24 protein-coding genes are annotated in these 21,730 nt (G+C 59.9%); 15 read left to right on the forward strand and 9 right to left on the reverse strand.

Annotated elements, in window-relative coordinates:
• The first annotated feature begins 12 nt into the window (after window positions 1–12).
• From AB4Z24_RS11680 to typA, 5 genes are all read left to right on the forward strand, one after another.
• Entirely contained in the window at window positions 13–222 is a 210-nt protein-coding gene (locus AB4Z24_RS11680; RefSeq protein ID WP_290993993.1) for a TOBE domain-containing protein, read from the forward strand.
• Window positions 223–242: 20 nt separating this feature from the next.
• The gene (locus AB4Z24_RS11685; protein ID WP_441708339.1) at window positions 243–752 is read left to right on the forward strand and encodes a hypothetical protein; all 510 of its coding nucleotides are present in this window, start codon (window positions 243–245) and stop codon (window positions 750–752) included.
• Window positions 753–808: 56 nt separating this feature from the next.
• Window positions 809–1,528, forward strand: coding sequence for a site-2 protease family protein (locus AB4Z24_RS11690; protein WP_441708340.1), 720 nt, complete (start codon window positions 809–811; stop codon window positions 1,526–1,528).
• Between the two features lie 77 nt (window positions 1,529–1,605).
• On the forward strand, window positions 1,606–2,385 hold the full coding sequence (locus AB4Z24_RS11695) for a hypothetical protein (RefSeq protein ID WP_441708341.1): 780 nt from the start codon (window positions 1,606–1,608) through the stop codon (window positions 2,383–2,385).
• 250 nt (window positions 2,386–2,635) lie between these two features.
• On the forward strand, window positions 2,636–4,459 hold the full coding sequence (gene typA / locus AB4Z24_RS11700; RefSeq protein ID WP_441708342.1) for a translational GTPase TypA: 1,824 nt from the start codon (window positions 2,636–2,638) through the stop codon (window positions 4,457–4,459).
• Window positions 4,460–4,501: 42 nt separating this feature from the next.
• On the opposite strand, the gene AB4Z24_RS11705 is transcribed toward typA, so the two are convergent.
• Complete coding sequence (locus tag AB4Z24_RS11705; RefSeq protein WP_441708343.1) at window positions 4,502–5,071, reverse strand: hypothetical protein; 570 nt, start codon at window positions 5,069–5,071, stop codon at window positions 4,502–4,504.
• A gap of 177 nt (window positions 5,072–5,248) precedes the next feature.
• Between AB4Z24_RS11705 and AB4Z24_RS11710 the strand changes: the two genes are divergently transcribed.
• From AB4Z24_RS11710 to AB4Z24_RS11740, 7 genes are all read left to right on the forward strand, one after another.
• Complete coding sequence (locus tag AB4Z24_RS11710) at window positions 5,249–6,544, forward strand: ATP-dependent DNA helicase (RefSeq protein WP_441708344.1); 1,296 nt, start codon at window positions 5,249–5,251, stop codon at window positions 6,542–6,544.
• A gap of 261 nt (window positions 6,545–6,805) precedes the next feature.
• Window positions 6,806–7,282, forward strand: coding sequence for a phasin family protein (locus tag AB4Z24_RS11715; RefSeq protein WP_441708345.1), 477 nt, complete (start codon window positions 6,806–6,808; stop codon window positions 7,280–7,282).
• 148 nt (window positions 7,283–7,430) lie between these two features.
• A complete protein-coding gene (locus AB4Z24_RS11720; RefSeq protein WP_441708346.1) occupies window positions 7,431–7,937 on the forward strand; it encodes a GNAT family N-acetyltransferase in 507 nt (168 codons plus the stop codon).
• A gap of 148 nt (window positions 7,938–8,085) precedes the next feature.
• Entirely contained in the window at window positions 8,086–8,619 is a 534-nt protein-coding gene (gene ppa / locus AB4Z24_RS11725) for an inorganic diphosphatase (RefSeq protein ID WP_441708347.1), read from the forward strand.
• A 198-nt stretch (window positions 8,620–8,817) separates the two neighbouring features.
• Window positions 8,818–9,615 (forward strand): 4-hydroxy-tetrahydrodipicolinate reductase, encoded by a 798-nt coding sequence (gene dapB / locus AB4Z24_RS11730; protein ID WP_441708348.1) that lies wholly within the window; start codon window positions 8,818–8,820, stop codon window positions 9,613–9,615.
• Between the two features lie 58 nt (window positions 9,616–9,673).
• Window positions 9,674–10,336, forward strand: a complete 663-nt coding sequence (locus AB4Z24_RS11735) for a 2,3-bisphosphoglycerate-dependent phosphoglycerate mutase (RefSeq protein ID WP_441708793.1) — start codon at window positions 9,674–9,676, stop codon at window positions 10,334–10,336.
• 26 nt (window positions 10,337–10,362) lie between these two features.
• The gene (locus AB4Z24_RS11740; RefSeq protein ID WP_441708349.1) at window positions 10,363–10,977 is read left to right on the forward strand and encodes a DUF4337 domain-containing protein; all 615 of its coding nucleotides are present in this window, start codon (window positions 10,363–10,365) and stop codon (window positions 10,975–10,977) included.
• Here the strand turns inward: AB4Z24_RS11740 and AB4Z24_RS11745 are convergent.
• Window positions 10,969–11,997, reverse strand: coding sequence for a M23 family metallopeptidase (locus AB4Z24_RS11745; protein ID WP_441708350.1), 1,029 nt, complete (start codon window positions 11,995–11,997; stop codon window positions 10,969–10,971). The two genes, AB4Z24_RS11740 and AB4Z24_RS11745, sit on opposite strands and share 9 nt — an antisense overlap.
• A 119-nt stretch (window positions 11,998–12,116) precedes the next feature.
• Between AB4Z24_RS11745 and leuB the strand changes: the two genes are divergently transcribed.
• Window positions 12,117–13,232, forward strand: coding sequence for a 3-isopropylmalate dehydrogenase (leuB, locus tag AB4Z24_RS11750; RefSeq protein ID WP_441708351.1), 1,116 nt, complete (start codon window positions 12,117–12,119; stop codon window positions 13,230–13,232).
• Window positions 13,233–13,449: 217 nt separating this feature from the next.
• Here leuB and AB4Z24_RS11755 read toward each other — a convergent pair whose 3' ends face one another.
• Entirely contained in the window at window positions 13,450–13,875 is a 426-nt protein-coding gene (locus AB4Z24_RS11755; RefSeq protein ID WP_441708352.1) for a hypothetical protein, read from the reverse strand.
• A gap of 300 nt (window positions 13,876–14,175) precedes the next feature.
• Between AB4Z24_RS11755 and AB4Z24_RS11760 the strand changes: the two genes are divergently transcribed.
• On the forward strand, window positions 14,176–15,204 hold the full coding sequence (locus AB4Z24_RS11760; protein ID WP_441708353.1) for an aspartate-semialdehyde dehydrogenase: 1,029 nt from the start codon (window positions 14,176–14,178) through the stop codon (window positions 15,202–15,204).
• Here AB4Z24_RS11760 and AB4Z24_RS11765 read toward each other — a convergent pair.
• From AB4Z24_RS11765 to dapF, 6 genes are all read right to left on the reverse strand, one after another.
• Window positions 15,201–15,707, reverse strand: coding sequence for a MarR family winged helix-turn-helix transcriptional regulator (locus AB4Z24_RS11765; protein ID WP_441708354.1), 507 nt, complete (start codon window positions 15,705–15,707; stop codon window positions 15,201–15,203). The genes AB4Z24_RS11760 and AB4Z24_RS11765 overlap by 4 nt on opposite strands.
• Window positions 15,708–15,923: 216 nt before the next feature.
• A complete protein-coding gene (locus AB4Z24_RS11770) occupies window positions 15,924–16,535 on the reverse strand; it encodes a septation protein A (protein ID WP_441708355.1) in 612 nt (203 codons plus the stop codon).
• Between the two features lie 4 nt (window positions 16,536–16,539).
• Window positions 16,540–17,208, reverse strand: a complete 669-nt coding sequence (locus AB4Z24_RS11775) for an inner membrane-spanning protein YciB (RefSeq protein WP_441708356.1) — start codon at window positions 17,206–17,208, stop codon at window positions 16,540–16,542.
• Window positions 17,209–17,231: 23 nt separating this feature from the next.
• Complete coding sequence (gene ftsY, locus AB4Z24_RS11780) at window positions 17,232–18,338, reverse strand: signal recognition particle-docking protein FtsY (protein ID WP_441708357.1); 1,107 nt, start codon at window positions 18,336–18,338, stop codon at window positions 17,232–17,234.
• Window positions 18,335–19,597 (reverse strand): tRNA (N(6)-L-threonylcarbamoyladenosine(37)-C(2))-methylthiotransferase MtaB, encoded by a 1,263-nt coding sequence (mtaB, locus tag AB4Z24_RS11785; protein WP_441708358.1) that lies wholly within the window; start codon window positions 19,595–19,597, stop codon window positions 18,335–18,337. Before mtaB ends, ftsY begins: the two co-directional genes overlap by 4 nt.
• 71 nt (window positions 19,598–19,668) lie before the next feature.
• The gene (dapF, locus tag AB4Z24_RS11790; RefSeq protein ID WP_441708359.1) at window positions 19,669–20,538 is read right to left on the reverse strand and encodes a diaminopimelate epimerase; all 870 of its coding nucleotides are present in this window, start codon (window positions 20,536–20,538) and stop codon (window positions 19,669–19,671) included.
• A 525-nt stretch (window positions 20,539–21,063) separates the two neighbouring features.
• Here dapF and AB4Z24_RS11795 point away from each other — a divergent pair.
• Window positions 21,064–21,624, forward strand: a complete 561-nt coding sequence (locus AB4Z24_RS11795) for an acyloxyacyl hydrolase (RefSeq protein ID WP_441708360.1) — start codon at window positions 21,064–21,066, stop codon at window positions 21,622–21,624.
• Window positions 21,625–21,730 lie beyond the last annotated feature (106 nt).

Below are 21,730 nucleotides of genomic sequence, written 5' to 3' on the forward strand. Positions count from 1 at the left end.
AGAGGAGTTCTCATGAAAATCAGCGCGAGAAACGTCATCAAAGGAACGATCGTCGACGTCCACAAGGGCGCGACGACGTCCCACGTTCGAATTGATGTCGGCAACGGCACCATCGTAACGGCGTCGATCACCAACGAGGCGGTCGACGATCTCGGTCTCGTCAAAGGCATGACGGCGTCAGCCGTTATCAAAGCGACCGACGTAATGGTGATGGTGGGCTGATTATGAGAAAATGCGCGTTGTTGCCCGTCGCGGTCTGCACCCTGGTGTTGGCAGCGACAACGACGGGTTTTGCTGCCGAAACCGGGGGCTGCGATAGCTTCCCCTGGCCGATCAAGACCGAACTGCAATGGATGAAGGCTTCGGACAGCGACGCCTTGAAGTCCGGCGCGAAACTTGCCTCGCCGCCGGCAAAAGCCATGGCACTTTCGCTCGAACCGATGAGCGCCGTGGTCTTTCCCGTTGCGCCGACCGGCAGGATGAAGCCGGAAGGCGACGTCTACGGCGGTATCGTCGATTTCGAGAGTGCCGGCAGCGCACCTGGCTTGTATCAGATCACGCTCCAATCCCCCGGGTGGATTGACGTCATCCAGAACGGCAAGCCCTTGAAGCCGACGGCCCACAGCGGCAAATCCGATTGCGATGGCGTCCGAAAGACACTCCGCTTTAATTTGGAATCCGGACCATTTACCGTCGAGTTCAGCAACCTTAAGAAGGACTCGATCAAGTTCTCCATCCGGCAAGCCGAGTAAACGCCGGACGATGAGGGACTAAAGCATTTTTCCACTCGGCGGTTTGGCAGGCTGACATGAATTATGTTGCCGACACGCCGAGATTGGAAATCTTTCGCGTCGCCGGAATTCCCGTCAAGGTCGACATAACGTTCGCTCTGGTGCCGCTATTCCTGTTCGGCACCCTAGAGCAATCTCCATTGGTCTTTTCTGTTCTCGTGGCGGGCGTATTCTTCTCGGTGCTGCTGCACGAGTTCGGACACGCGATCCTTGCCCGGCTATTCTCCGTTCCGGTCGGCGAAATCCTTGTCGGCGGATTCTACGGCTACGCGCGCATGCTAAAGCCGCCGCCGTCCAAGCTTGCGAACATCATCATCCTTTTTGCAGGGCCCCTGACCAACGGCCTCATTTTCCTTCTGTGCTGGAATGCCCTCGGCCAACCGGAAATCGGCAGCACCGGACGCTTCGGCCCGATTGACCCAGCACCCTGGCTCGCCGATAGCCCGTGGAAATTGCAAGCTGCGCTGACACTCGCCAGCATCAACCTCGCCATGCTCATCTTCAATCTGTTGCCTGCCTTCCCGCTCGACGGCGGCCGGATCTATCGCGCCATGCTCGGCGCAATGCTGCCCGATAGGGCCGCCATAAAGACGATTGCCCTGCTCGGCGTCCTTGTCGGCGTGTGGAGCGCCTTCATGGGCTTGCGCATCAGCCTCGTGATGCTCTTGATCGGCGCTCAGATCGCGATCATCAACTGGTCGATCCTGAAAGCGCCACAAGACGCGGGAAATAATTAGCACACGACATTTGCAAATGTCCGGCTTCTCCGGGCATATCTCTCGGGCTTAGCGCTCGTGCCGGAGTTTCAATTGTCATGACCCGCGTCTCGGTCAGTCGCACCCTCTCGCGGCTCTACGTGTTGCTTGGAGCGGTTCTGCTTCTGTTGCTCGCATCAAAGTTCGCGAACGACATACCGGGCCTGCCGCCTTTCGTTATCGCCGCCGCCAACAACGTCTACGAATTCATGCGCGACATGTCGTTGCTCATTGCGACAGGCGGTGTCGCTTATATTTCTGACGTTTTCCAGAAACGCTCGAAATTCGTCGAAAGCCTCGAAGAGGAATGGCGCAACATCGTGCGCACGAAATCCGTCCTGCTGTCGACGTGCGAGAAGCCCTATCTTGCAACCGACGATTATCTCGCCGCGTACTACCGGATCAGCGAGACGATCGACACGATGCGCATCGTCTACCGCAATGCCGGCGAAACCGATGGCCTGATCGGCCTTTACCCCTACGCGCCGCTGCACGACATGCGCCGCGCCTTGCAAACGCTCGATCCGCGCCTCAACCCCGAAGTGCCGAATGAGAAAAAGGCGCTCGTTCGCGATGCCATCCTGCAAGCGTTCAATGCGCTGCGCGAAACCTTCCTTGAGGAACTCGACCTCGAGGAGCCGCAGCATCCACTGCTGATCCCAGGAAGCCGGCGTCTGAAGACCCCGGGTGCTGCCGTCTCGGCGATGGTCGTCGAGGAAAATCAGCGCCGGCGCCTGAAACGCGAACCCTCGCCGCGACCCGATATTGACGGATTTCTGACAACGCTCAGGGCCGAGGAAGAAAATCTGAGCAAAGCCGACGAGACCGCGGTTCGATAGCTTCACCGATCCGGAACGGTTGAACGGCCGGGTTGAATATGCGCCCAATCCCGGCGCGCCGCTCGAAGATGCGGCAATACCGAACAAATTCCGTGCCAAATTGCGCCGTGTTGCGCTTCAATACTGATAAGCCGCACCCTAGATTTTCCCATGCCGCCTAGCCCAGCGCCGTGTCGCCGTGCTAGGTGCGAGCCAATATTGCGTTGCAGTGGCACGGCCCGCGGCGCACCTCCATAACTTCAGGTTTAAAATGGCCCTTCGCAACATCGCGATCATCGCGCACGTCGACCATGGCAAGACGACACTCGTCGACGAGCTTCTGAAGCAATCCGGCTCCTTCCGCGAAAACCAGAAGGTTGCCGAGCGCGCGATGGATTCCAACGACCTCGAACGCGAGCGCGGCATCACCATTCTTGCCAAGTGCACCAGCGTCGAGTGGAAAGGCACCCACATCAACATCGTGGATACCCCGGGCCACGCCGATTTCGGCGGCGAGGTCGAACGTATCCTCAACATGGTCGATGGCGTCATCGTGCTCGTCGATGCTTCGGAAGGCCCGCTGCCGCAGACGAAGTTCGTCGTCTCGAAGGCCCTGAAGCGTGGCCTCCGCCCGATCGTTGCAATCAACAAGATCGACCGCCCGGACGAACGCCACCTCGACGTCCTGAACGAAGTCTTCGACCTCTTCGCGAACCTCGACGCGACCGACGAGCAGCTCGACTTCCCGGTTCTTTACGGGTCCGGCCGCAACGGCTGGATGGCGCGCGATCCCTCGGGTCCGCAGGAAAATCTGGCGCCGATGTTCGATCTCATCCTCGAGCATGTGCCGCCGCCGCCCGTCGATGACGGCCCCTTCCGCATGCTCGCGACGACGCTCGACGCCGATCCGTTCCTCGGCCGAATTCTGACAGGCCGCGTCACCTCCGGCACCGTCAAGCCGAACCAGCAACTCAAGGCGCTCGATCGCGAGGGCAAGGTTCTGGAGTCTTTCCGCGTTCAAAAGGTTCTGGCCTTCCACGGCCTCGAACGCACCCCGGTTGAATCGGCCGGCGCCGGCGACATCATCGCGCTTGCCGGCATGAGCCTCGCGAACGTTGCCGACACGCTCTGCGATCCGTCCGTCACCGAACCGCTTCCCGCGCAGCCGGTCGATCCGCCGACCCTCTCGATGACGTTCCGCATCAACGACGGGCCGTTTGCCGGACAGGAAGGCGACAAGGTTCAGAGCCGCGTCATCCGCGATCGCCTGTTCAAGGAAGCCGAGCGCAACATCGCCATTCGCATTGACGAAAGCGAAGACAACGACAGCTTCATCGTCTCGGGCCGCGGCGAGCTTCAGCTTGCGATCCTGATCGAGAACATGCGCCGCGAAGGCTTCGAGCTTACGGTTTCGCGGCCGAAGGTCGTGTTCGAAACCGATGCCGAAACCGGCCAGCGCACGGAGCCGATCGAGGAAGTGATCATCGACGTCGACGACAACTATACGGGCGTCGTCGTGCAAAAGCTCTCCGAGCGCAAAGGCGATCTTCTCGAGATGCGGCCGTCGGGCGGCGGGCGCACGCGCATGGTGTTCCACGTGCCGACGCGCGGCCTTCTCGGCTATCAGTCGGAGCTTCTGTCCGACACGCGCGGCACCGGCATCATGAATAAGCTCTTCCACGCCTATAAGCCGTACCGGGGCGAAATTGCCGGACGCCGCACCGGCGTACTGATTTCCAACAGCCCCGGGGAAGCCGTCGCCTACGCGATCTTCAACCTGCAGGATCGCGGGCCCTTCATGGTCAACCCGCAGGACCGCGTCTATGAGGGCATGATCGTCGGCGAGCACTCGCGCGAGAACGACCTCGAAGTCAACGTCGTCAAGGGCAAGAAGCTGACCAACGTCCGCGCCTCGGGCAAGGACGACGCCGTGCTTTTGACGCCGCCGATGCGCCTGACGCTCGAAAAGGCAATGAGCTACATCACCGACGAAGAACTCGTCGAGGTGACGCCGAAGTCGATCCGCCTGCGCAAGCGCTGGCTCGACCCGAACGAGCGTAAGCGCCAGAGCCGCAAGAGCGAAACAGCTGCCTAGCGTCACGGCGTGATGCAACGCGAGCGCTTGCATCGCAAACGCTTATTCGGCTCTCGTCGGATAAATCGCAAAAGTTCGATAGGCATCATCGTAATCGCGGATGCGGGCGAGTGCAGTCGCGGGTGCAACATCTCCCGCGAGAAGCGCATGAAACAAGAGGTGGGCAAACAGCGGCGTATCGCACCCCTCCGGATAGCCGCTCGGGGCGATATAGGTTGCCACACCGCCATCGAGGAACGCCTTGGCAAATGCTGGGCCGCCAGTTGCACAAGCCGTGCTGACTACGATCTTTCCTGGTAGGTCGATGCATCCGGCAATCGCACTCGCGGGCATTGATCCTCTAACCAGAGAAGTCGTGTCTATTCCGGGGCCGAAATCTCCAAGGACGAAACCATTCTCATCGCCATGCGCAGAAATGACGATGTGACGAGGCGCGGCGGCGCCTTGTCCTAGGACGAGCAGGAAATCTTCCGGAGTAGCCGGCTGATGCAACGTGACGACGGCTCCGAGGCTTTCGAGAATTCCACGCAACAACAAAGCTTCGCTTGTCTCGCCAACTGCCACGATCGCGGCTCGCCGTCTTGGCACGCGAAATTTCTCGTCGATCGACATCCTTGTTTGACTTCCTGGCGGACTTTGCTCTCTCCTTAAGATCCGAATCAATCACCCGCCGTTGCATTCAGATCAAGTTCTCATGCAGCAACAATATTGGAATGCTAGGCGACCCGTTCGCGTCGCGCGGAGTTGATAGGCTTTCGTCGGATGAATGCTCATCATCAAAGCAACAGCATGATCACTTGGCCCAAAGGCATAACGCCGACGCCGGGCTTCGAGCGCGCCGCTGCCTTCATCGAAGAAGAGGCCGGCAATCTCTTCGTCACCGGCCGCGCCGGAACCGGCAAATCCACATTGCTCCGAGCGCTACGCGACGCCTACGAGGATCGCATGGTCGTGCTCGCGCCGACGGGCCTTGCGGCGATCAACATCGGCGGCCAGACGATTCATTCCTTCTTCGGCTTTCCGCCGCGCCTCATTCAGGAAACCGACATCCGGCGAAGCCGCAACGGCCGCGTCATGCGCGCGCTCGATTTCGTCGTCATCGACGAAGCCTCGATGGTGCGCTCCGACATGATGTGGGCGATCGACCGCTCCCTTCGCGTCAATCGCGGCCGCCCGCGCGAGCCGTTCGGCGGCGCGCGCATCTTGCTCTTTGCCGATCTTCATCAGTTGCCGCCGGTTATTCAGGAACGCGAAGTACTCGCCCACCTCATCGACACGCATGGAAGCCCCTTTTTCTTTTCAATTCCGGCGCTGCGCGAAGGAAACGGCACGGCGCTTTTGGAGCTCGATCAGATCTTCCGTCAAACCGACGGCTCTCTCATTCACGTGCTGAACGCCGTGCGCGACGGCAATGTCAGCGATGACGATCTGGCCTTCATCAACAAGCGCGTCAGCCCCATCCGCACTCTGGCGGAAGGCGAGCCCTACGTAATTTTGACGCCGACGAACGCCGCCGCGAAACGCATCAACACCGCCTATCTCGATGCGATCAAAGGGCCGCCGGTAAGGTTCGACGCCAATGTCACCGGCGACTTCGCAGCGAACGTGCAGCCCGCCGACGTCGCCCTCGAACTGAAGCCCGGCGCCAAGGTGATGATGCTCAGAAACGATCCCGACAGGCGGTGGGTCAACGGCACGATCGCCCGCGTCTCGCGCCTGACGGAGAAACAGATATTCGTCGAAGTCGGAGATAAGGAATACGAGGTCGAGCAGGTCGCCTGGGAACACCGGCGCTATGCCTTCGATCAATCCGCTGAGAAGATCGTCGAGACGATCGCCGGAACCTTCAAGCAGTTCCCGCTGCGTCTCGCATGGGCCTTAACAATTCATAAAGCCCAGGGTCTGACACTCGACAAAGTCTATGTTGATCTCGGCGGCGGGACGTTCGCGCATGGCCAAACCTACGTCGCGCTCTCCCGTTGCCGGACGCTTGAAGGACTGGCCTTGGCCCGTCCGCTCACGCGCCGCGACGTTATGTTCGATCCGAGCGCAGTCGGCTATCGCGATGTTTTTTCAAAACTTTGACAAGTCGGAATTGAACACGTTCCCCCTTCGCAGCTGCGAACAAGAGGATAGGGGATAACTGCCCACCCGGGTCAGGATATAGACATATTTGAGGCATATGGACGCGCTTCCGAGCCTCAAAATCGCATTTCTCCAGGTGCGAAGCAAAAACTTGTTGCATTGCACAATCGCATTGCTTATATAGCGGACATGGTTCGCCGTCGAGGGCCAGACCTCTTTGCAAGGCACGCTTAAATTTATTGAAAAATTAGGAGTCACCCCATGACCGACGCTTTCACCCGCCAAGTTCAAGACTTCACAAAGCAGGCTCAAGAGATGTTCACCGCTGGCAAAGACGCCAAGGTTCCAGAGAACATCTCCGCGTTCGCCGAAGATGCCATCGCCAAATCACGCGACGCCTATCACAAGTTCACCTCGCTCGCGAAAGACAACGCCAAGGTCGCTGAGGAAGTCCTGCTGACGACCCAGGCCGGCGCCAAGTCGATCGGCGAGAAGATCGTTGCAAACACGCTTGCTAACACGGAAGCAGCCTTCGAAGCCGCTCAGGCCATCGCCCGCGCGCGCACCTTCCCGGAAATCGCACGCCTCCAGGCAAACTACTGGCAGCAGCAGTTCGCCGTTGCCGGTTCCCAGTCGAAAGAGCTTTTCGAGCTGTCGAACAAGGTTACGAAGCAGGCTCTCGAAACGGTTGGCGCCGCGACGACGAAGTCGTTCGAGCAGTTCAAGAACGTCGGCTAAGAGCCGGCGAGCGGCGGGCGAGTTTAAGGTCTGTCGAGTGGGGCACTACATCTAAGCAGGCGCGGAACATATGTTCCGCGTCTTTTTTATTTGCGTCTTTCCCCGAAGCGTTGATGCGTTCGATGCGGCTTGGCGCTAGACTAGCTCCATGCTGAACCAGAACCTCGAGGTTTCTGTCCGCAACGCCCGCCCCAGCGACGCTGGCGAGATCGCTGAAGTTTTCCGCGATTCCTGGCGGCTGGCATACACCGGTATCCTGCCAACGCCCTATCTCGATCGCGAAATCATGCGCCGTGATGCCACTTGGTGGCGTCGCGCTATCTCCACCGAACGAAATCTGCTCATCGCTCTTCATGGCGAGCGGATCGCCGGCTACGCGACATGCGGACGTGCCCGCGGTGGCGGCCGTAATACCGGAGAGATCTACGAACTCTACCTGGCGCCCGTTTACCAAGGTCTCGGCATTGGCGAACACATGTTCGAAGCCTGCCGCGCTACGCTCGACGGTCTCGACCTCGAGCGGTTGATCGTGTGGGCGCTCGAGGGCAATGACAGGGCCCGCGCTTTCTATATCCGCTGCGGAGGTCGTCCGACCCGCCGGTCATGCGTCCGCCTCGGCAACGCGCTGAGCACCCGGGTCGCCTTCGAGTGGTAAGGACATCCTGTGGTAGCTCCGGTAGATGACGGCACGCTCCTTTTGCCGCATAGGACGCTTATAAACTGTGACCTAAGCGGTCGTGGTGCGGCCGCTCTTTCAAGTAAGCGTGGCCGCAAACCAGAACGCTATTATTTGAGGACCACCCATGCGTCTCGACGCCATCAAACCCGGCAACACGCCGCCGGATGATATCAATGTCGTAATCGAAGTGCCGGTCGGCGGCGAGCCGGTCAAGTACGAGATGGACAAGGCGTCCGGAGCGCTCATCGTCGATCGCTTCCTCTACACACCCATGCGCTACCCCGGCAATTACGGCTTCGTTCCCCACACCTTGGGAAGCGACGGCGATCCGATCGACGTTCTCGTTTGCAATACGCGGGCGATTGTACCGGGTGCGGTCATCAACTGCCGTCCCGTTGGCGTTCTCGTCATGGAAGACGACGGCGGCGGCGACGAAAAGATCATCGCGGTCCCGTCGAGCAAACTGACGAAGCGCTACGAGTCGGTGAAGAGCTATACCGACCTGCCGAAGATCTCCATTGAGCAGATCGAGCACTTCTTCGCCCACTACAAGGACCTCGAACCGGGGAAATGGGTGAAGATCGATCATTGGGGCCACGTCGACGAAGCCAAATCCCTCATTGTTCAGGCTCTTGAGCGCGCCAAGGCCCACGCTTAACGCTCCCCTGACGGCAACTGCTCACCGTTTAGGGCATCGATCCGGCGATTTCGCCGGACTTACCCTTTACGGTTGAGCAACCGCATTGCTATATCGGCCCGGCTAGACGGCAGTCACGCTGACGCCTCGCACCGAAGCTTAGGCAAGTTGTGAGTTGCAGTCGGCGCTGGCGTGACGAGAGAAGCTACCGGAGACGTCATGAAGATCGCCGTAATGGGCGCGGCCGGCCGAATGGGCCGCGAACTGATCCGCGCGATCGCCGCTGAACCAGGCTGCAGTGTCAGCGGCGCGCTTGAGACACCGGGCTCATCCGTCCTCGGAAAGGACATCGGGGAACTCGCGGGCCTCGAGCCTCTCGGCATTGCCGTCACAAGCGACGCCGCCGCCGTTATCGCAGCCGCCGACGCCATCGTCGATTTTACCGTGCCGAAGGCGAGCATTGAATTCGCGCGCCTCGCCGCGAGTTCGGGAACCGCCGATATCATCGGCACGACCGGCTTCGATGCAGAAAGCAACGCGGCGATCGCCGAGGCCGCGAAGTTGACGCCGATCGTCAAGGCTGGAAACATGAGCCTCGGCCTCAACCTGCTGCAAGCGCTGACGCGCCAGGTGGCCGCCGCGCTCGGGAACGACTACGATATCGAAATTGTTGAGATGCATCACCGGATGAAGGTCGACGCCCCGTCGGGAACCGCATTGATGCTCGGAGAAGCCGCCGCAGCGGGCCGCGAAATTGCGCTTGCCGAACGTTCCGTTCGCGTCCGCGACGGGCACACCGGCCCGCGCCGCCAGGGCGACATCGGGTTTGCCACCTTGCGCGGCGGCAGCGTCGTCGGTGAGCACTCGGTAATTTTTGCCGGCGACGGCGAGCTTATCGAACTCACCCACCGCGCCGGAGACCGCGGAATTTTCGCTCGCGGCGCTGTAAAGGCTGCCCTTTGGGCAAAAGGCCGCGCACCGGGTCTCTACGCTATGACCGACGTGCTGGGTATCTAATCAAAAATCCATAGCCGAACGCTGCTGGAGACGCCGGGAAGAGGATATGACGGACGCTCTGACAGATAACATTCTTGTGCTTGTGCGCCACGGCGAGAGCGAGTGGAACAAGCTCAATCTTTTCACCGGCTGGCGCAATCCGGACCTGACGGAAAAAGGCGTGATCGAAGCACGCGTCGCGGGCCGGATGATCCGCGACCATCGCGTGAAGTTCGATATCGCCTTCACCAGCGCCTTGAAGCGCGCGCAACGAACGCTCGATATCATTCTATCGGAACTCAACCAGACCGATGTGCCGATCATCCGCGACGCCGCGCTGAACGAACGCGATTACGGCGCGCTATCGGGCCTCAACAAGGACGAAGCGCGCAAGAAGTGGGGTGAATCGCAGGTTCAGCTCTGGCGCCGCTCCTACGACATTGCCCCGCCCGATGGCGAAAGCCTGAAGGACACGCTCGCCCGCGTTCGTCCCTATTACGATAGGGCCATCTGGCCGCAGATCACCGCCAGCAAGAACGTGATCATCGCCGCGCACGGCAATTCGCTCCGCGCCCTCGTGATGATCCTGGAAAATCTGTCGAAGGACGAAATTCTGGAACGTGAACTCGCGACCGGCGCTCCGATCCTTTACAGGCTTGGAGCCGACGGCAAGGCAATCGACCGCAAAGACCTGCTTCCGGCACGCTCGCTCGCAGCGCCGCCTGAAGATCGTATCGTCTAGAGGAAGCTAGTCGACCGGGGGGTAAGATGGTGGCGTTGGAAGAACTCGGTGCCGAAAAGGCCGGAGGCGCAAGCACCGAGGGAACGCGAAACCGCGAAAAGCTCATCGGCGTCTACGTCGGCATTCTCGCGGTCATTCTGGCAATCTGCAGTCTCGGCGACAGTAACTCTCAGCAGGACGCGACACACCAGAACATTGCCGCCTCGAACGTCTGGTCGTTCTTCCAGGCCAAGAATGCCCGCCGCCAGGCCCTCAGACTTCACGCCGACGAATTCGAAGTGATGCTGTCGGCAACGCCCACAATGCCCGATGACGTCCGCAAAAAGATCGAGGCGAAGCTCGCCGACTACAAGCTCCAAGACAAGCAGCTCACCAGCGATCCCGAACGCGGTGAAGGTCTCGACGAACTCTTCCAGAAGGCCAAGGCCCTTGAAGCGTCGCGCGACGAAGCCCTGAAGCGTAACCCCTATTTCGACTACAGCCAGGCGCTGCTCCAGATCGCCATCGTGCTTGCATCCGTCGCGCTCATCTCGGGCGGCAACTTCCTTCTCTTCGGCAGCCTCCTGCTCGGCGGCCTCGGGACGGTGCTGACGGTTGGCGGCTTCACGCTAGCGTTTCCGCTGCCAGGCTTTTTATCGTGACGCCTCGTTGAGATCGAACGTGACGATGTTCGTCGCGATCACACCTTTGTCGCGAATAAGCTCGACACGCCCGCTATAGCGGCCCACCGGCCAAGTGTCGCCGAGACGCCGCTTGCCAGCAAATGCGACGTACGTCGCCTTATCGCGCTCAAGCGGTGCCGCGCTCTCATCCAAAATCTCACTCCCCGGCCCAGAAGCAGTGAAATGCACCCGGTCGCCCTTCATCAGATTGATGAACCGGCCGTAGAGGATGAGCGCCGGCGACGCCGTCGTCAGGGGCACGACATTGCGATGATCGATTTCGAGCGCCTCGACCGTCGGCGGTGCACCGGCGAACTCCGCGCCGATCATCTCGCCGTTTTTGTACGGAAACGCCGCCGCAGCCTGCGGCTCCCAAAGCCCCGGCCCCCGCGCGTTGGGATCGCACTTTCCGTCAGCCAGATCAGGAAGAAATGGATCGATGGTCTTCCCGTCGTGACGAACGCTGATGTGCACTTGCGCGAAGTCCGCCATTCCGGAAAACCCGGCTTCGCCCAAGGTATCCCCGCGTTTGACGGTCTGTCCCTTGGCGACGCGCACGCTCCCCTGATGCATGTGGCAGTACTGGGTTTCCCAGCCGCCGCCATGATCGAGGATAACCCCGTTGCCGCATTCGCGTCCCGCAACGTCCTGCGGTTTGGCTTTCTTGAAAAAGACGTCCTGAACCCCGTCCCTCACGGCCTTCACCGTGCCGTCGGCCGACGCGAGGACGGAAACCGGCGGCGTCGTGGCGGCCGCCGAGAGCAGGCGGAAATCGACGCCGCTGTGCTTGTCGAAGGTCGCACGGCCGCACATGTAGTCCATTGCCGGGCGGCCCGGATCGATATCGACGTAATTCTGGATGAAGCAGGTCCTGTGGGGCTGGCAGACGAGCGGAAGCGACAGGACCGGCCGGTCATCGGCGAGGGCCTCGTGCACGAAAAGACGCGGCAACAAAAGCCCTAACGCCAGTGAAGCGGACCGCCATCGTTGAAGCTGCATGGGACCCTCTGCGCCAAAGTGCCGTTTTTTGCGGCCGGGAGCTTGCCGCGCGCCGAACCAAAAGGTAGCACTCCCCCCGACAGATTTCCCCTCTTCAGTTGACCAAGGATTGTTAACGGATGACGACGCACAACCTCCTTTTGCTCCCTGGCGACGGTATCGGCGTCGAAACGATCGCAGAGGTCGAGCGCCTCATCACGTTCTTCAACAACAAGAGCAAAACGGTCCGCTTTGAAATCGATCGCGATCTCGTCGGCGGCGCAGCTTACGACGCGCACGGCGTTGCGATCACCGACGAAGCGATGGCCAAGGCTGATAAAGCCGATGCTGTGATTTTCGGCGCCGTCGGCGGACCGAAGTGGGCAAATGTTCCTTATCAGCACCGTCCGGAAGCCGGCCTCCTTCGCCTCAGAAAGGATCTTGCGCTCTTCGCCAATCTTCGCCCGGCGATCTGCTATCCCGCACTCGCCGATGCCTCGAGCTTGAAGCGTGAGCTGGTCGAAGGCCTCGACATCATGATCGTGCGCGAGCTGACTGGCGGCGTCTATTTCGGGGAACCGAAAGAAATCGTGACGCTCGAAAACGGCGAGCAGCGCGCCGTCGATACGCAGGTCTATTCCACGCACGAGATCGAACGCATCACGAAGGTCGCATTCGACCTCGCCCGCAAGCGCCGGAACCTCGTCCACTCGGCCGAAAAGCATAACGTCATGCGTACCGGCTTGCTCTGGAAGAAGGTCACGACCGAAGTCCACAAATCGTATGCGTCCGATGTGACGCTCGAGCATATCCTGGCCGACAACTGCGCGATGCAGCTGATCCGTAATCCGAAGCAGTTCGACGTCATTGTCACTGACAATCTGTTCGGCGACGTCCTCTCCGACGAAGCAGCGATGATGACGGGCTCGCTTGGCATGTTGCCGTCAGCATCGCTCGGCGCGCCCGATCCCAAGACCGGCCGCCGCAAGGCGCTCTACGAGCCCGTGCATGGTTCCGCGCCCGATATCTCCGGCAAGGGCCTCGCCAATCCGATCGCAACGATCGCATCGTTCGCGATGGCGCTGCGCTATTCGTTCGATCTCGGAAACGAAGCCGATCTCGTCGATCAGGCGATCGCCCGCGTCCTCGACAAGGGCCTCCGCACCGGCGACATCATGCAGCCGGGCATGACCAAGGTCGGCACGAGCGAAATGGGCAAGGCCATCGAAACCGAGCTTAAAGCACTCGCTGCTTAGAAATTTCCTGTCCCTAGATCAAAGGGCCCTCATCCGGCCTTCGGCCACCTTCTCCCAACGGGAGAAGGAAGCATCTCCTCTCCCGGAATGGGAGAGGATGCCCGTCGAGCCGGAGGCTCGCCTTCGGCGAGATGGGCAGGTAAGGGACTTCCCACTAAAAGGCAGGCTTCGGCTAGCGCCTTGCAGCCGGCTCCGCGAAGCAGAGCGCAACGCGTCATCAAACAGACGGTTCGTCCTTGCACGCGCTCGGCTTGCCTTGGATGGCTCCGCGCGCCGTCCAGCGCGGCTTGCCGTCCCCCGGAGCTGCCTGTTCGGTTCGCGACACGAAATAGAATTCATAGCAGTTCGTATCGACTTGGGCGACGCGATAGCATCCGCCCGTCTCGTCGTAATCATAAATCGTGCAGAGCGTGCCTTGCGTGATCGACCAATGGCCCGCGAGCGTCATGTCGCGCTCGACGTACTTGAGCCGGCCGTCGGCGCTGTAGTGTTCGGTGAAAGCCTTCCCGCTCACGTAGCGCCCGTCGAGCGTCGCATCGCTGAACCGCTGCAGCTCTTCGTCGTTTAGCCAGGCGGTCATCGCCGATGTCGAAGGCGCGAGTGCCGGAGAGCACAGCGCGAGAACTCCGATGGTCAACATCATCAGCGTTTTCTGCGGATACAAAGCGCCCCCTTGTCGTCGGTCTTGAATTGCAAGTTGCGGCCCCTACTAACGGTATAAATTGTTTGCTTCACGGCGGCGAACAATTCACGCGGCACGCCATTCGTCCTATTCCAAGTTTCCATTAAAAGCGCGTGCACCGGGGCCATCGGTGCGCATAACGGCCCAAACCTCGACAATCCTTGAAAATCATGGGTGAGCCGCGTATGTGAAGCCCCTGAAGAAATGCGTCGCGCGGGCAGAACTCGTCGACAAAACCAGGATTTTCAAGGACATAACGTCATGGGCTATAAGGTCGCCATCGTCGGCGCCACGGGCAACGTAGGCCGCGAGATGTTGAAGGTGCTCGCGGAACGGAAATTTCCCGTCAGCGAGCTTCATGCATTGGCCTCGCGCCGCTCGCTGGGCACGGAAGTCTCCTTCGGCGATCGCGTCATCAAATGCCAGGACCTGGAGACGTTCGACTTCTCAGGCATCGACTTCTGCCTGATGTCGGCAGGCTCGACCGTTTCGAAAGAATGGTCGCCGCGCATCGGCGCTCAGGGCGCGATCGTCATCGATAACTCGTCGTGCTGGCGTTACGACCAGGACGTGCCGCTCATCGTGCCGGAAGTGAATGCCGACGCCGTGCGCGGCTTCGCGAAGAAGAACATCATCGCCAATCCGAACTGTTCGACTGCGCAGCTCGTCGTCGCGCTGAAGCCGCTGCACGACGCGGCCACCATCAAGCGCGTTGTCGTCTCGACCTACCAATCGGTCTCGGGCGCCGGCAAGGATGCCATGGACGAGCTCTGGCAGCAGACCAAAGGCAAGTACGTGCCCGGTCAGGAAGTCGATCCGAAGAAGTTTCCGAAGCAGATCGCGTTCAACTGCATTCCTCACATCGACGTCTTCATGGAAGACGGATACACGAAAGAGGAATGGAAGATGCTCGCCGAAACCAAGAAGATCTTGGATCCCAAGATCAAGCTGTCGGCGACGTGCGTGCGCGTGCCGGTGTTCGTCGGCCATTCGGAAGCCGTCAACATCGAATTCGAAAAGCCGATCAGCCCCGAGGAAGCCCGCGAGATTCTGCGCGCCTCCCCCGGCGTTGTCGTCATCGATAAGCGCGAGCCGGGCGGCTACATTACGCCCGTCGAGGCCGCAGGCGAGTTCCCGACGTTCGTCTCGCGCATTCGTGAGGATGCAACGGTCGAAAACGGTCTCGCGATGTGGATCGTCTCCGACAACCTTCTGAAAGGCGCTGCACTCAACGCCGTCCAGATCGCGGAGACGATCGTCAACCAGCACCTCGTACCGAAGGCCGCCTAATTCCCGCGCCTCTGGGCTGATGAGAGGGTGCCCGCAGATTTGCCGGCGCCCTCTTTATCGCTGAGGCGATTGAGAGCCTGAATGATCGTACCGAGATCCTGAAGAAAGCGATCTCTGTTCTGCGCAGGCAAGCCCGCCAGAATGCGCTCATCCACCTTGCGCGCGAGTGGCTCGCGGGCTTTGAGAACTTTTGCGCCCTCGTCCGTCACCTTGACGGCGTAGGCGCGCGCATCGTCCCGCGTCCGCCGCCGTTGCAGCAAGCCCTTCTTGAGCATGCGGCGAACGACGTCGGCCAACGTCGAACGGTCGATCCCGGTCAGCTCCACGAGCTGCGTCTGGCTGACGCCCTCGTTCTGAGCGACCGTCAGCAAAATGGCATACTGACGAGGTGTTAGATCGTCATCGCCAAGTTCGGTTTGGAAGAGTTCAGCTGCACCTTGTCCGGCTCTGTGTAGAAGGTGCAAAGGCGACCGCTCGAGGCGGTTGGTTGCGTCACGTGCCATTCCATGCCCCAGTGCATTCCGCCTCTCTCCTCCCCGGAAAGATCTGCGTGCCCGGTGATAGTCCCCGGTCTGCCGATAAGACGAAATGATAAAACCCACGGTTTAGTCATTAGTTCCTGGAAGGAAACACGACCGGGTGTGCTCCGTCCAGCAAAAAGACAAACAGTGTTCAAAAATATGATAATTCTAAACTGGGGTAGAGAAGGCGGTGCTCAATTAAGAGGCGTTCGGCCCGTCGCCCGCAGCGGGCTCATATTTCTTCAGCAATCCGATCTGCGCGAGCGCGAATACGAACGTGATCGGCATGATGCCGAACACCTTGAACGCGACCCAGGTGTCGGTGGAGAAGAAGCGCCAGATTACCTCGTTGAGGATCGCAAGGAACACGAAGAAAAGCGCCCAGCGAAGCGTCAGGATGCGCCAGCCCTCTTCCGAGAGACGCATGACGTCGCCGAACACGATCTTGAGGAACAGGCGACCCGAGATGAGGCCCGCGATCAGGATGGCGGCGAACAGCCCATTCACGATGGTCGGTTTGATCTTGATGAAATGATCGTCCTGCAGCCATAGCGTCAGGCCGCCGAACACCAAGACGAAGACGCCAGTGACGAGCGGCATCGTTGCGATACGCCCGAGAAGCGCCCGAGAAGCCCCAAGTGCAATCACCGTCGCGACCATGAAAGCGCCTGTGCCCGCGAAGATGCCGAAGCGGCTGTTGACGATGAAAAACACGATGAGCGGACCGAGCTCGACGACAAGCTTGATCAGCTGCTTGCGGTCGAACTGCGGTTCTTCACTCGCGCCCGGCACCTTGTTCTGATCCGGCATCTTTTCAGCCTTCAGCGTGAGACGGATCGGGGAGGCGATACTTCTGCATAATTCTCGTTAGCACCCACGCATAGAGTCCCGATACCGGCAAGACGACGGCGACCTTGAACAGGATCCATACGTTTACGCCATCCATCTCATGACCCAGGATCTCGTACATACGGTTTTCGTGAAAGGTCTGGCGAACATATTCGTTCGCGGCAGCCGTCAAAAAGAAGAAGAGCGCAAAGCTCCACGTGAACTTGTGCCAGCCTTCATCGGTATAGTGGAACGTCTTTTCGAAAACATATTTGAAGAAATTCTGATTGAGCCAAAGCCCTGAGATCAGGAACACGCCGAACAACGCGTTGAAAATCGTAACCTTGATCTGAACCCACATCGGGTCGTGCGTAATGATCGTCAGCCCGGCGAAAACGATGGTAACGCTCGATGCGATGAGCGGAAAAATCGGCGGCCGGTGAAACATGTAGAGCATCACGGCGATGGCCAGGAACGTCGTGCCGATCAGCGCCCAAGTGCCCGTATTGATGCCGAAGAACGCATTGACGACAAACATCGTCACCAATGGTCCGAATTCGCTGAGAATGTTGATCGACTGCTCTGCGTTGAATGGAAACCAGTGCTTCCGTGACTTCATGAGTGGAGCATTCCCGGCATTTACGTCTTGCGTCATGTGGCGTCCCATTCCCCCGAGAGTCAGTTACCTGCGATAGCTTGCGCGAAATCCGCGGCGGAAAAGGCTTGCAGGTCGTCCGCCCCTTCTCCGACGCCGACGGCATGCACAGGCAGGCCGAACTTGGCTGCAATCGCGACAAGAATGCCCCCGCGTGCGGTCCCATCGAGTTTCGTCATAATCAAACCAGTCACTCCGGCGCGTTCCCGAAAGACTTCGACTTGGCTCAAGGCGTTCTGACCGGTCGTCGCATCGAGCACAAGTACAACGTCATGCGGCGCGCTTGCGTCCACCTTCTTTAAAACGCGTGTGACTTTTTCGAGTTCTTCCATAAGCACCTGCTTATTTTGCAGACGCCCGGCCGTATCCAGTAAAAGCACATCCGCGCCAGTGGCTTGCGCCTGCTTCAAGGCGTCGTAGGCGAGTCCCGAGGAATCGCCGCCGACATCGCGCGCGACAACGGGCACACCCGCACGCTCGCCCCATACCTTCAACTGGTCGATAGCTGCGGCACGAAAAGTATCACCCGCGGCGAGCACAACCGATTTGCCTTCCGCTTTGAATTTGTTGGCAAGCTTGCCGATCGTCGTCGTCTTGCCCGTGCCGTTGACGCCGACCATCATGATCACGTGCGGCTTATGTGATGCTTCGATGACAAGAGGTTTTGCGACAGGCGTCAGCACCCGCTCGACCTCGGATGCCAGAATGGTTCTGACCTCGTCTGCCGAAATACCCTTTTCGAAACGTCCCTTGCCGATCGCATTCGTGATGCGGCTCGTCGTTTCGAGGCCGAGATCCGACTGGATCAACAGATCTTCGAGATCGTCGATCGTATTGGCGTCGAGCTTTCGCTTCGAAAAGAGATCCGTGATGCCGGACGTCAGCTTCGACGACGTTTTGCCGAGCCCCGATTTCAGTCGCTGAAACCAGCTCTGCTTTACGGGCTCGGCTTTGACCGCGACGTCTTTGGACGAAACTTGCGGCACGGCCGTAGCGGCTGCCACGGGTTCGGGCGCTGTGGCGGTAGTATCGTTTTCAGCAGGCTTCGCTTCGGGTGCCTGGACCGGCTCCGCCGCGCCCTTGAAAAAGCGGCCGAAGATCCCTTTGCCTTTTTCCTTGGATTCGCTCACGAGACTGCCTCGCCGACGAGCCGCTGGGCATCGGCGCCCTTGATGTGTGTTCGAACGATCGTCCCGGCGCTCTGCGCGCGTTCGCCCTGCATGAAAACCTCGGCATATTGTGGCGTGCGCCCATTGCCGTCTCGTTCGATCAGCACTTCGACCACCTGTCCTCGCTGACTTTCGAGATACGAGCTGAGCGCCGCACCGCCCTTAACGCGCAACCTTGCGGCGCGCTCCTTGACGATGTTTCCGGGAACTTGCGGCATGCGTGCCGCTGGCGTCCCCCGGCGCGCAGAAAATGGGAAGACGTGCAGATACGTCAGTCCGCATTCATCCACGATGTTCAGTGAATTTTCGAACATATCATCCGTTTCGGTTGGAAATCCCGCGATGAGATCGGCGCCGAATACGACATCGGGCCGGATCTCTCGCGCTCTCTCGCAAAAGGCAATCGCATCGGCGCGCAAATGCCGCCGCTTCATGCGCTTCAAAGTAAGATCGTCGCCAGCCTGCAACGACAGATGCAAGTGCGGCATCAACCGCTCTTCTTCGCCGAGCGCGATCATCAGGTCCGGATCGGCTTCGACTTGATCGATAGACGAAAGCCTCAGGCGCTTGAGCTCCGGCACATGCTTCAACATCTGGCGAACGAGCTGACCGAGCGTGGCGGCTCCGGGAAGATCGCGGCCGTAAGACGTGATGTCGACGCCCGTCAAGACGACTTCGAAGTATCCGCGTTCGACGAGCGCACGCACTTGGCTGACGACCTCGCCCGCCGGCACCGAACGCGACGGCCCGCGCCCGAACGGAATGATGCAAAACGTGCAACGATGATCGCAGCCATTCTGAATCTGTAAGTAGGCCCGCGTGTGCGAATGGAAACCATCGATCATATGCAGCGCCGACTCGCGGACGCTCATGATGTCATTGACCAGAACCCGCTCGCTTGTCGCGGTCGACAATCCGGCGAAGGTCTCGGCCTTCATCTTCTCGGCGTTGCCGATGACGTGATCGACTTCCGCCATATCGGCAAAGCGTTCGGGCTCGACCTGCACCGCGCAACCGGTAACGATGATGCGTGCGTCCGGTCGCGAACGCCGCAGCTTACGGACGGTTTGCGCCGCCTGCCGCACGGCTTCGCCCGTCACCGCACACGTATTGACGATGACGGCGTTATCAAGCCCCGCCTCGCGCGCGTGACGCCGCATCACCTCGGATTCGTAAACATTCAGCCGGCAGCCGAGCGTTATCACTTCGGGTTCGGACATGGGCTCTGTCGTCGTTCCATTTGCGAGGCGCCCGCGAAGAGCAAGGCTCGAGGTCCGATTGAGGCGCCGGACTAAACCGACACCTTTGCCAATTTTGAAAAATCGATCGCGCCCTCGTACTCGAATTCTACGGGGCCCGTCATCAGGATGTGATTATTGGCCGCCCACTCTATGCTGAGATTGCCGCCGGGCAACGTCACTTGGACGCTGCAACCTGTCAGCTTCTTCCGGGCAGCCGAAACCGCCGCAGCGCACGCGGCCGATCCGCACGCCAGCGTCAAACCCGCCCCACGCTCCCAGGTTCTGAGCAGAATGGATTGAGCCGACGTCACCTGCGCCAGCGAGATGTTCGCGCGCTCCGGAAAAATCGGGTGGTTCTCGAGCAAGGGCCCAAACCGGCCAAGATCGTAGAGATCGAGATCCTCGACCCAGAAGATCGCATGCGGATTACCGACATTGACGACCGACGGCGAATGCAGCACCGGATCGTCGATCGGCCCGACCTGCAATTCGATGGCGCGCGTATCGCGAAACTCTTCCGATAACGGAATGTCCTGCCAGTCGAATTTGGGCTCGCCCATGTCGACCGTTATCGATGCCTGGTTCTTGACGATCGTGTCGAGAACGCCGGCGCGCGTTTCGACCAGAAAGCGCTCGCCCGCTCCGCCCTGCGACAGAAACCAACCGACGCAGCGCATGCCGTTGCCGCAGGCGCCAGCTTCCGATCCGTCGGCATTGTAAATACGCACATAAGATTGCGTGCCCGGGGTCTTAGGCGCGTGCAGAACCATCATCTGGTCGAACCGCGATAGGCGGTCGGCGGCCACCGCCGCAGCCTCTTCCGGCGTGAACGTGCGGCTGCTGTTCCGCAAATCGACAACGACGATCTCGTTGCCGAGCCCGTTCATTTTGAGGAAGGGAATGGTCGATGCCGTATTCATGCGAGCCTATATGGCGAGAAGCGCCAAAAATAACAATCGGAACGCGATGGCGCCGGCGCGTAGCGTCCCTGTACGAAGCTTTGCTATAATCGAATCGCCGGCACCGAACTTGTCCTCCCGGCGGAACAAACAGCGGGCTTGCCTCGTTAATCGACGCAAATGCTTGTTTTGTTTCAAATTGCAGCGTGCGTCGTTCAGATCCCATGAGATTTTAAATGGCGCAATATTCCAGACCGCTTCTCTTCAGGATCGCCCTAGCTCGCGCTCGGCCCTGCTATTGCTACGGTTGTATTTGCCTCACCCCCGACGAACGCGCCTATGAACGTCGCGTCTTCCGGCTGGCGAATGCCTGGGGCAGGCGGATCAGACGGCCGCACCGGGTCCGAATTGGTTAGCAACTAGGCCGGCTGGACAGTGTGACAAGGGCGCAAGCCCCGTCGGGTTTGTGCGTTCCACGCCCTTGCCGCAAATACCGAAATCCCCGAAAAGTACCACCTTAAGTCGTTTGAGACGGGGCATTTCGGAATGAGGGTTTTTGCGCGCATCGCCGTGACAGCCTGTCTCGCCGTCCTCATGGCGGCTGGAGCGGCAGACGGCGCATCGGCTGACGGCCTCCTCTACGCCCTGAAAGTCGGCGTTCTCGCCCATGACGTGCCCGACCTCTGGAGCGGCTTCCAGGTCGAGCACAACGCCGCCGACATCAACATCGAAGCGCAGTTTGCGGCCGCCTGGGCGCTTCCCTGGGGCGCCATTCGCCCGGTCATCGGCGGATCGATCAATACGCGCGGCGATACCAGCGACGGCTATATCGACGCCCGCTGGCAGGGCGACTGCCCGTCCGGCCTGTTCTTTGGCCTCGGCCTTGGCGCCGCCATCCACGACGGCGAAATCGGCGGCCCGGGCTCGGACCCCGACAAGAAATGGCTTGGCTCGCGCGTGCTGTTCCACATCCCGATGGAAGTCGGCTACCACCTGGACGAACACAACGACATCTCGGTCTATTTCGAGCACATGTCGAACGCCTATACCGAGAAATTCAACGAAGGCATGGACCGCATCGGCCTCCGCTACGGCTACCGGTTCTAAGCATACGTCTTCAGAGACGGCCGAGCGAATAGAGCGCTTGCTTGATTGCAAGCCCTTCCCGCTTAGCCCGTGAAAAAATCCCTAAAAACATCACGTTAGCGTCATT

The sequence above is a fragment of the Hyphomicrobium sp. 2TAF46 genome (assembly GCF_052114865.1).
In the GTDB taxonomy this organism is placed as follows: Bacteria; Pseudomonadota; Alphaproteobacteria; order Rhizobiales; family Hyphomicrobiaceae; genus Hyphomicrobium_B.

Bases quoted from the DNA above. Each gene is read 5' to 3' on its own strand.
- dapF (WP_441708359.1), bottom strand. From the start codon at position 20,538: ATGAATACGGCATCGACCATTCCCTTCCTCAAAATGAACGGGCTCGGC.
- ppa (WP_441708347.1), top strand. From the start codon at position 8,086: ATGCGTCTCGACGCCATCAAACCCGGCAACACGCCGCCGGATGATATC.
- AB4Z24_RS11690 (WP_441708340.1), top strand. From the start codon at position 809: ATGAATTATGTTGCCGACACGCCGAGATTGGAAATCTTTCGCGTCGCC.
- AB4Z24_RS11765 (WP_441708354.1), bottom strand. From the start codon at position 15,707: ATGGCACGTGACGCAACCAACCGCCTCGAGCGGTCGCCTTTGCACCTT.
- dapB (WP_441708348.1), top strand. From the start codon at position 8,818: ATGAAGATCGCCGTAATGGGCGCGGCCGGCCGAATGGGCCGCGAACTG.
- AB4Z24_RS11770 (WP_441708355.1), bottom strand. From the start codon at position 16,535: ATGCCGGATCAGAACAAGGTGCCGGGCGCGAGTGAAGAACCGCAGTTC.
- AB4Z24_RS11795 (WP_441708360.1), top strand. From the start codon at position 21,064: ATGAGGGTTTTTGCGCGCATCGCCGTGACAGCCTGTCTCGCCGTCCTC.
- AB4Z24_RS11680 (WP_290993993.1), top strand. From the start codon at position 13: ATGAAAATCAGCGCGAGAAACGTCATCAAAGGAACGATCGTCGACGTC.
- AB4Z24_RS11755 (WP_441708352.1), bottom strand. From the start codon at position 13,875: ATGATGTTGACCATCGGAGTTCTCGCGCTGTGCTCTCCGGCACTCGCG.
- AB4Z24_RS11695 (WP_441708341.1), top strand. From the start codon at position 1,606: ATGACCCGCGTCTCGGTCAGTCGCACCCTCTCGCGGCTCTACGTGTTG.
- typA (WP_441708342.1), top strand. From the start codon at position 2,636: ATGGCCCTTCGCAACATCGCGATCATCGCGCACGTCGACCATGGCAAG.
- AB4Z24_RS11720 (WP_441708346.1), top strand. From the start codon at position 7,431: ATGCTGAACCAGAACCTCGAGGTTTCTGTCCGCAACGCCCGCCCCAGC.
- AB4Z24_RS11760 (WP_441708353.1), top strand. From the start codon at position 14,176: ATGGGCTATAAGGTCGCCATCGTCGGCGCCACGGGCAACGTAGGCCGC.
- AB4Z24_RS11775 (WP_441708356.1), bottom strand. From the start codon at position 17,208: ATGACGCAAGACGTAAATGCCGGGAATGCTCCACTCATGAAGTCACGG.
- AB4Z24_RS11710 (WP_441708344.1), top strand. From the start codon at position 5,249: ATGATCACTTGGCCCAAAGGCATAACGCCGACGCCGGGCTTCGAGCGC.
- AB4Z24_RS11705 (WP_441708343.1), bottom strand. From the start codon at position 5,071: ATGTCGATCGACGAGAAATTTCGCGTGCCAAGACGGCGAGCCGCGATC.
- AB4Z24_RS11715 (WP_441708345.1), top strand. From the start codon at position 6,806: ATGACCGACGCTTTCACCCGCCAAGTTCAAGACTTCACAAAGCAGGCT.
- mtaB (WP_441708358.1), bottom strand. From the start codon at position 19,597: ATGTCCGAACCCGAAGTGATAACGCTCGGCTGCCGGCTGAATGTTTAC.
- leuB (WP_441708351.1), top strand. From the start codon at position 12,117: ATGACGACGCACAACCTCCTTTTGCTCCCTGGCGACGGTATCGGCGTC.
- AB4Z24_RS11740 (WP_441708349.1), top strand. From the start codon at position 10,363: ATGGTGGCGTTGGAAGAACTCGGTGCCGAAAAGGCCGGAGGCGCAAGC.
- AB4Z24_RS11745 (WP_441708350.1), bottom strand. From the start codon at position 11,997: ATGCAGCTTCAACGATGGCGGTCCGCTTCACTGGCGTTAGGGCTTTTG.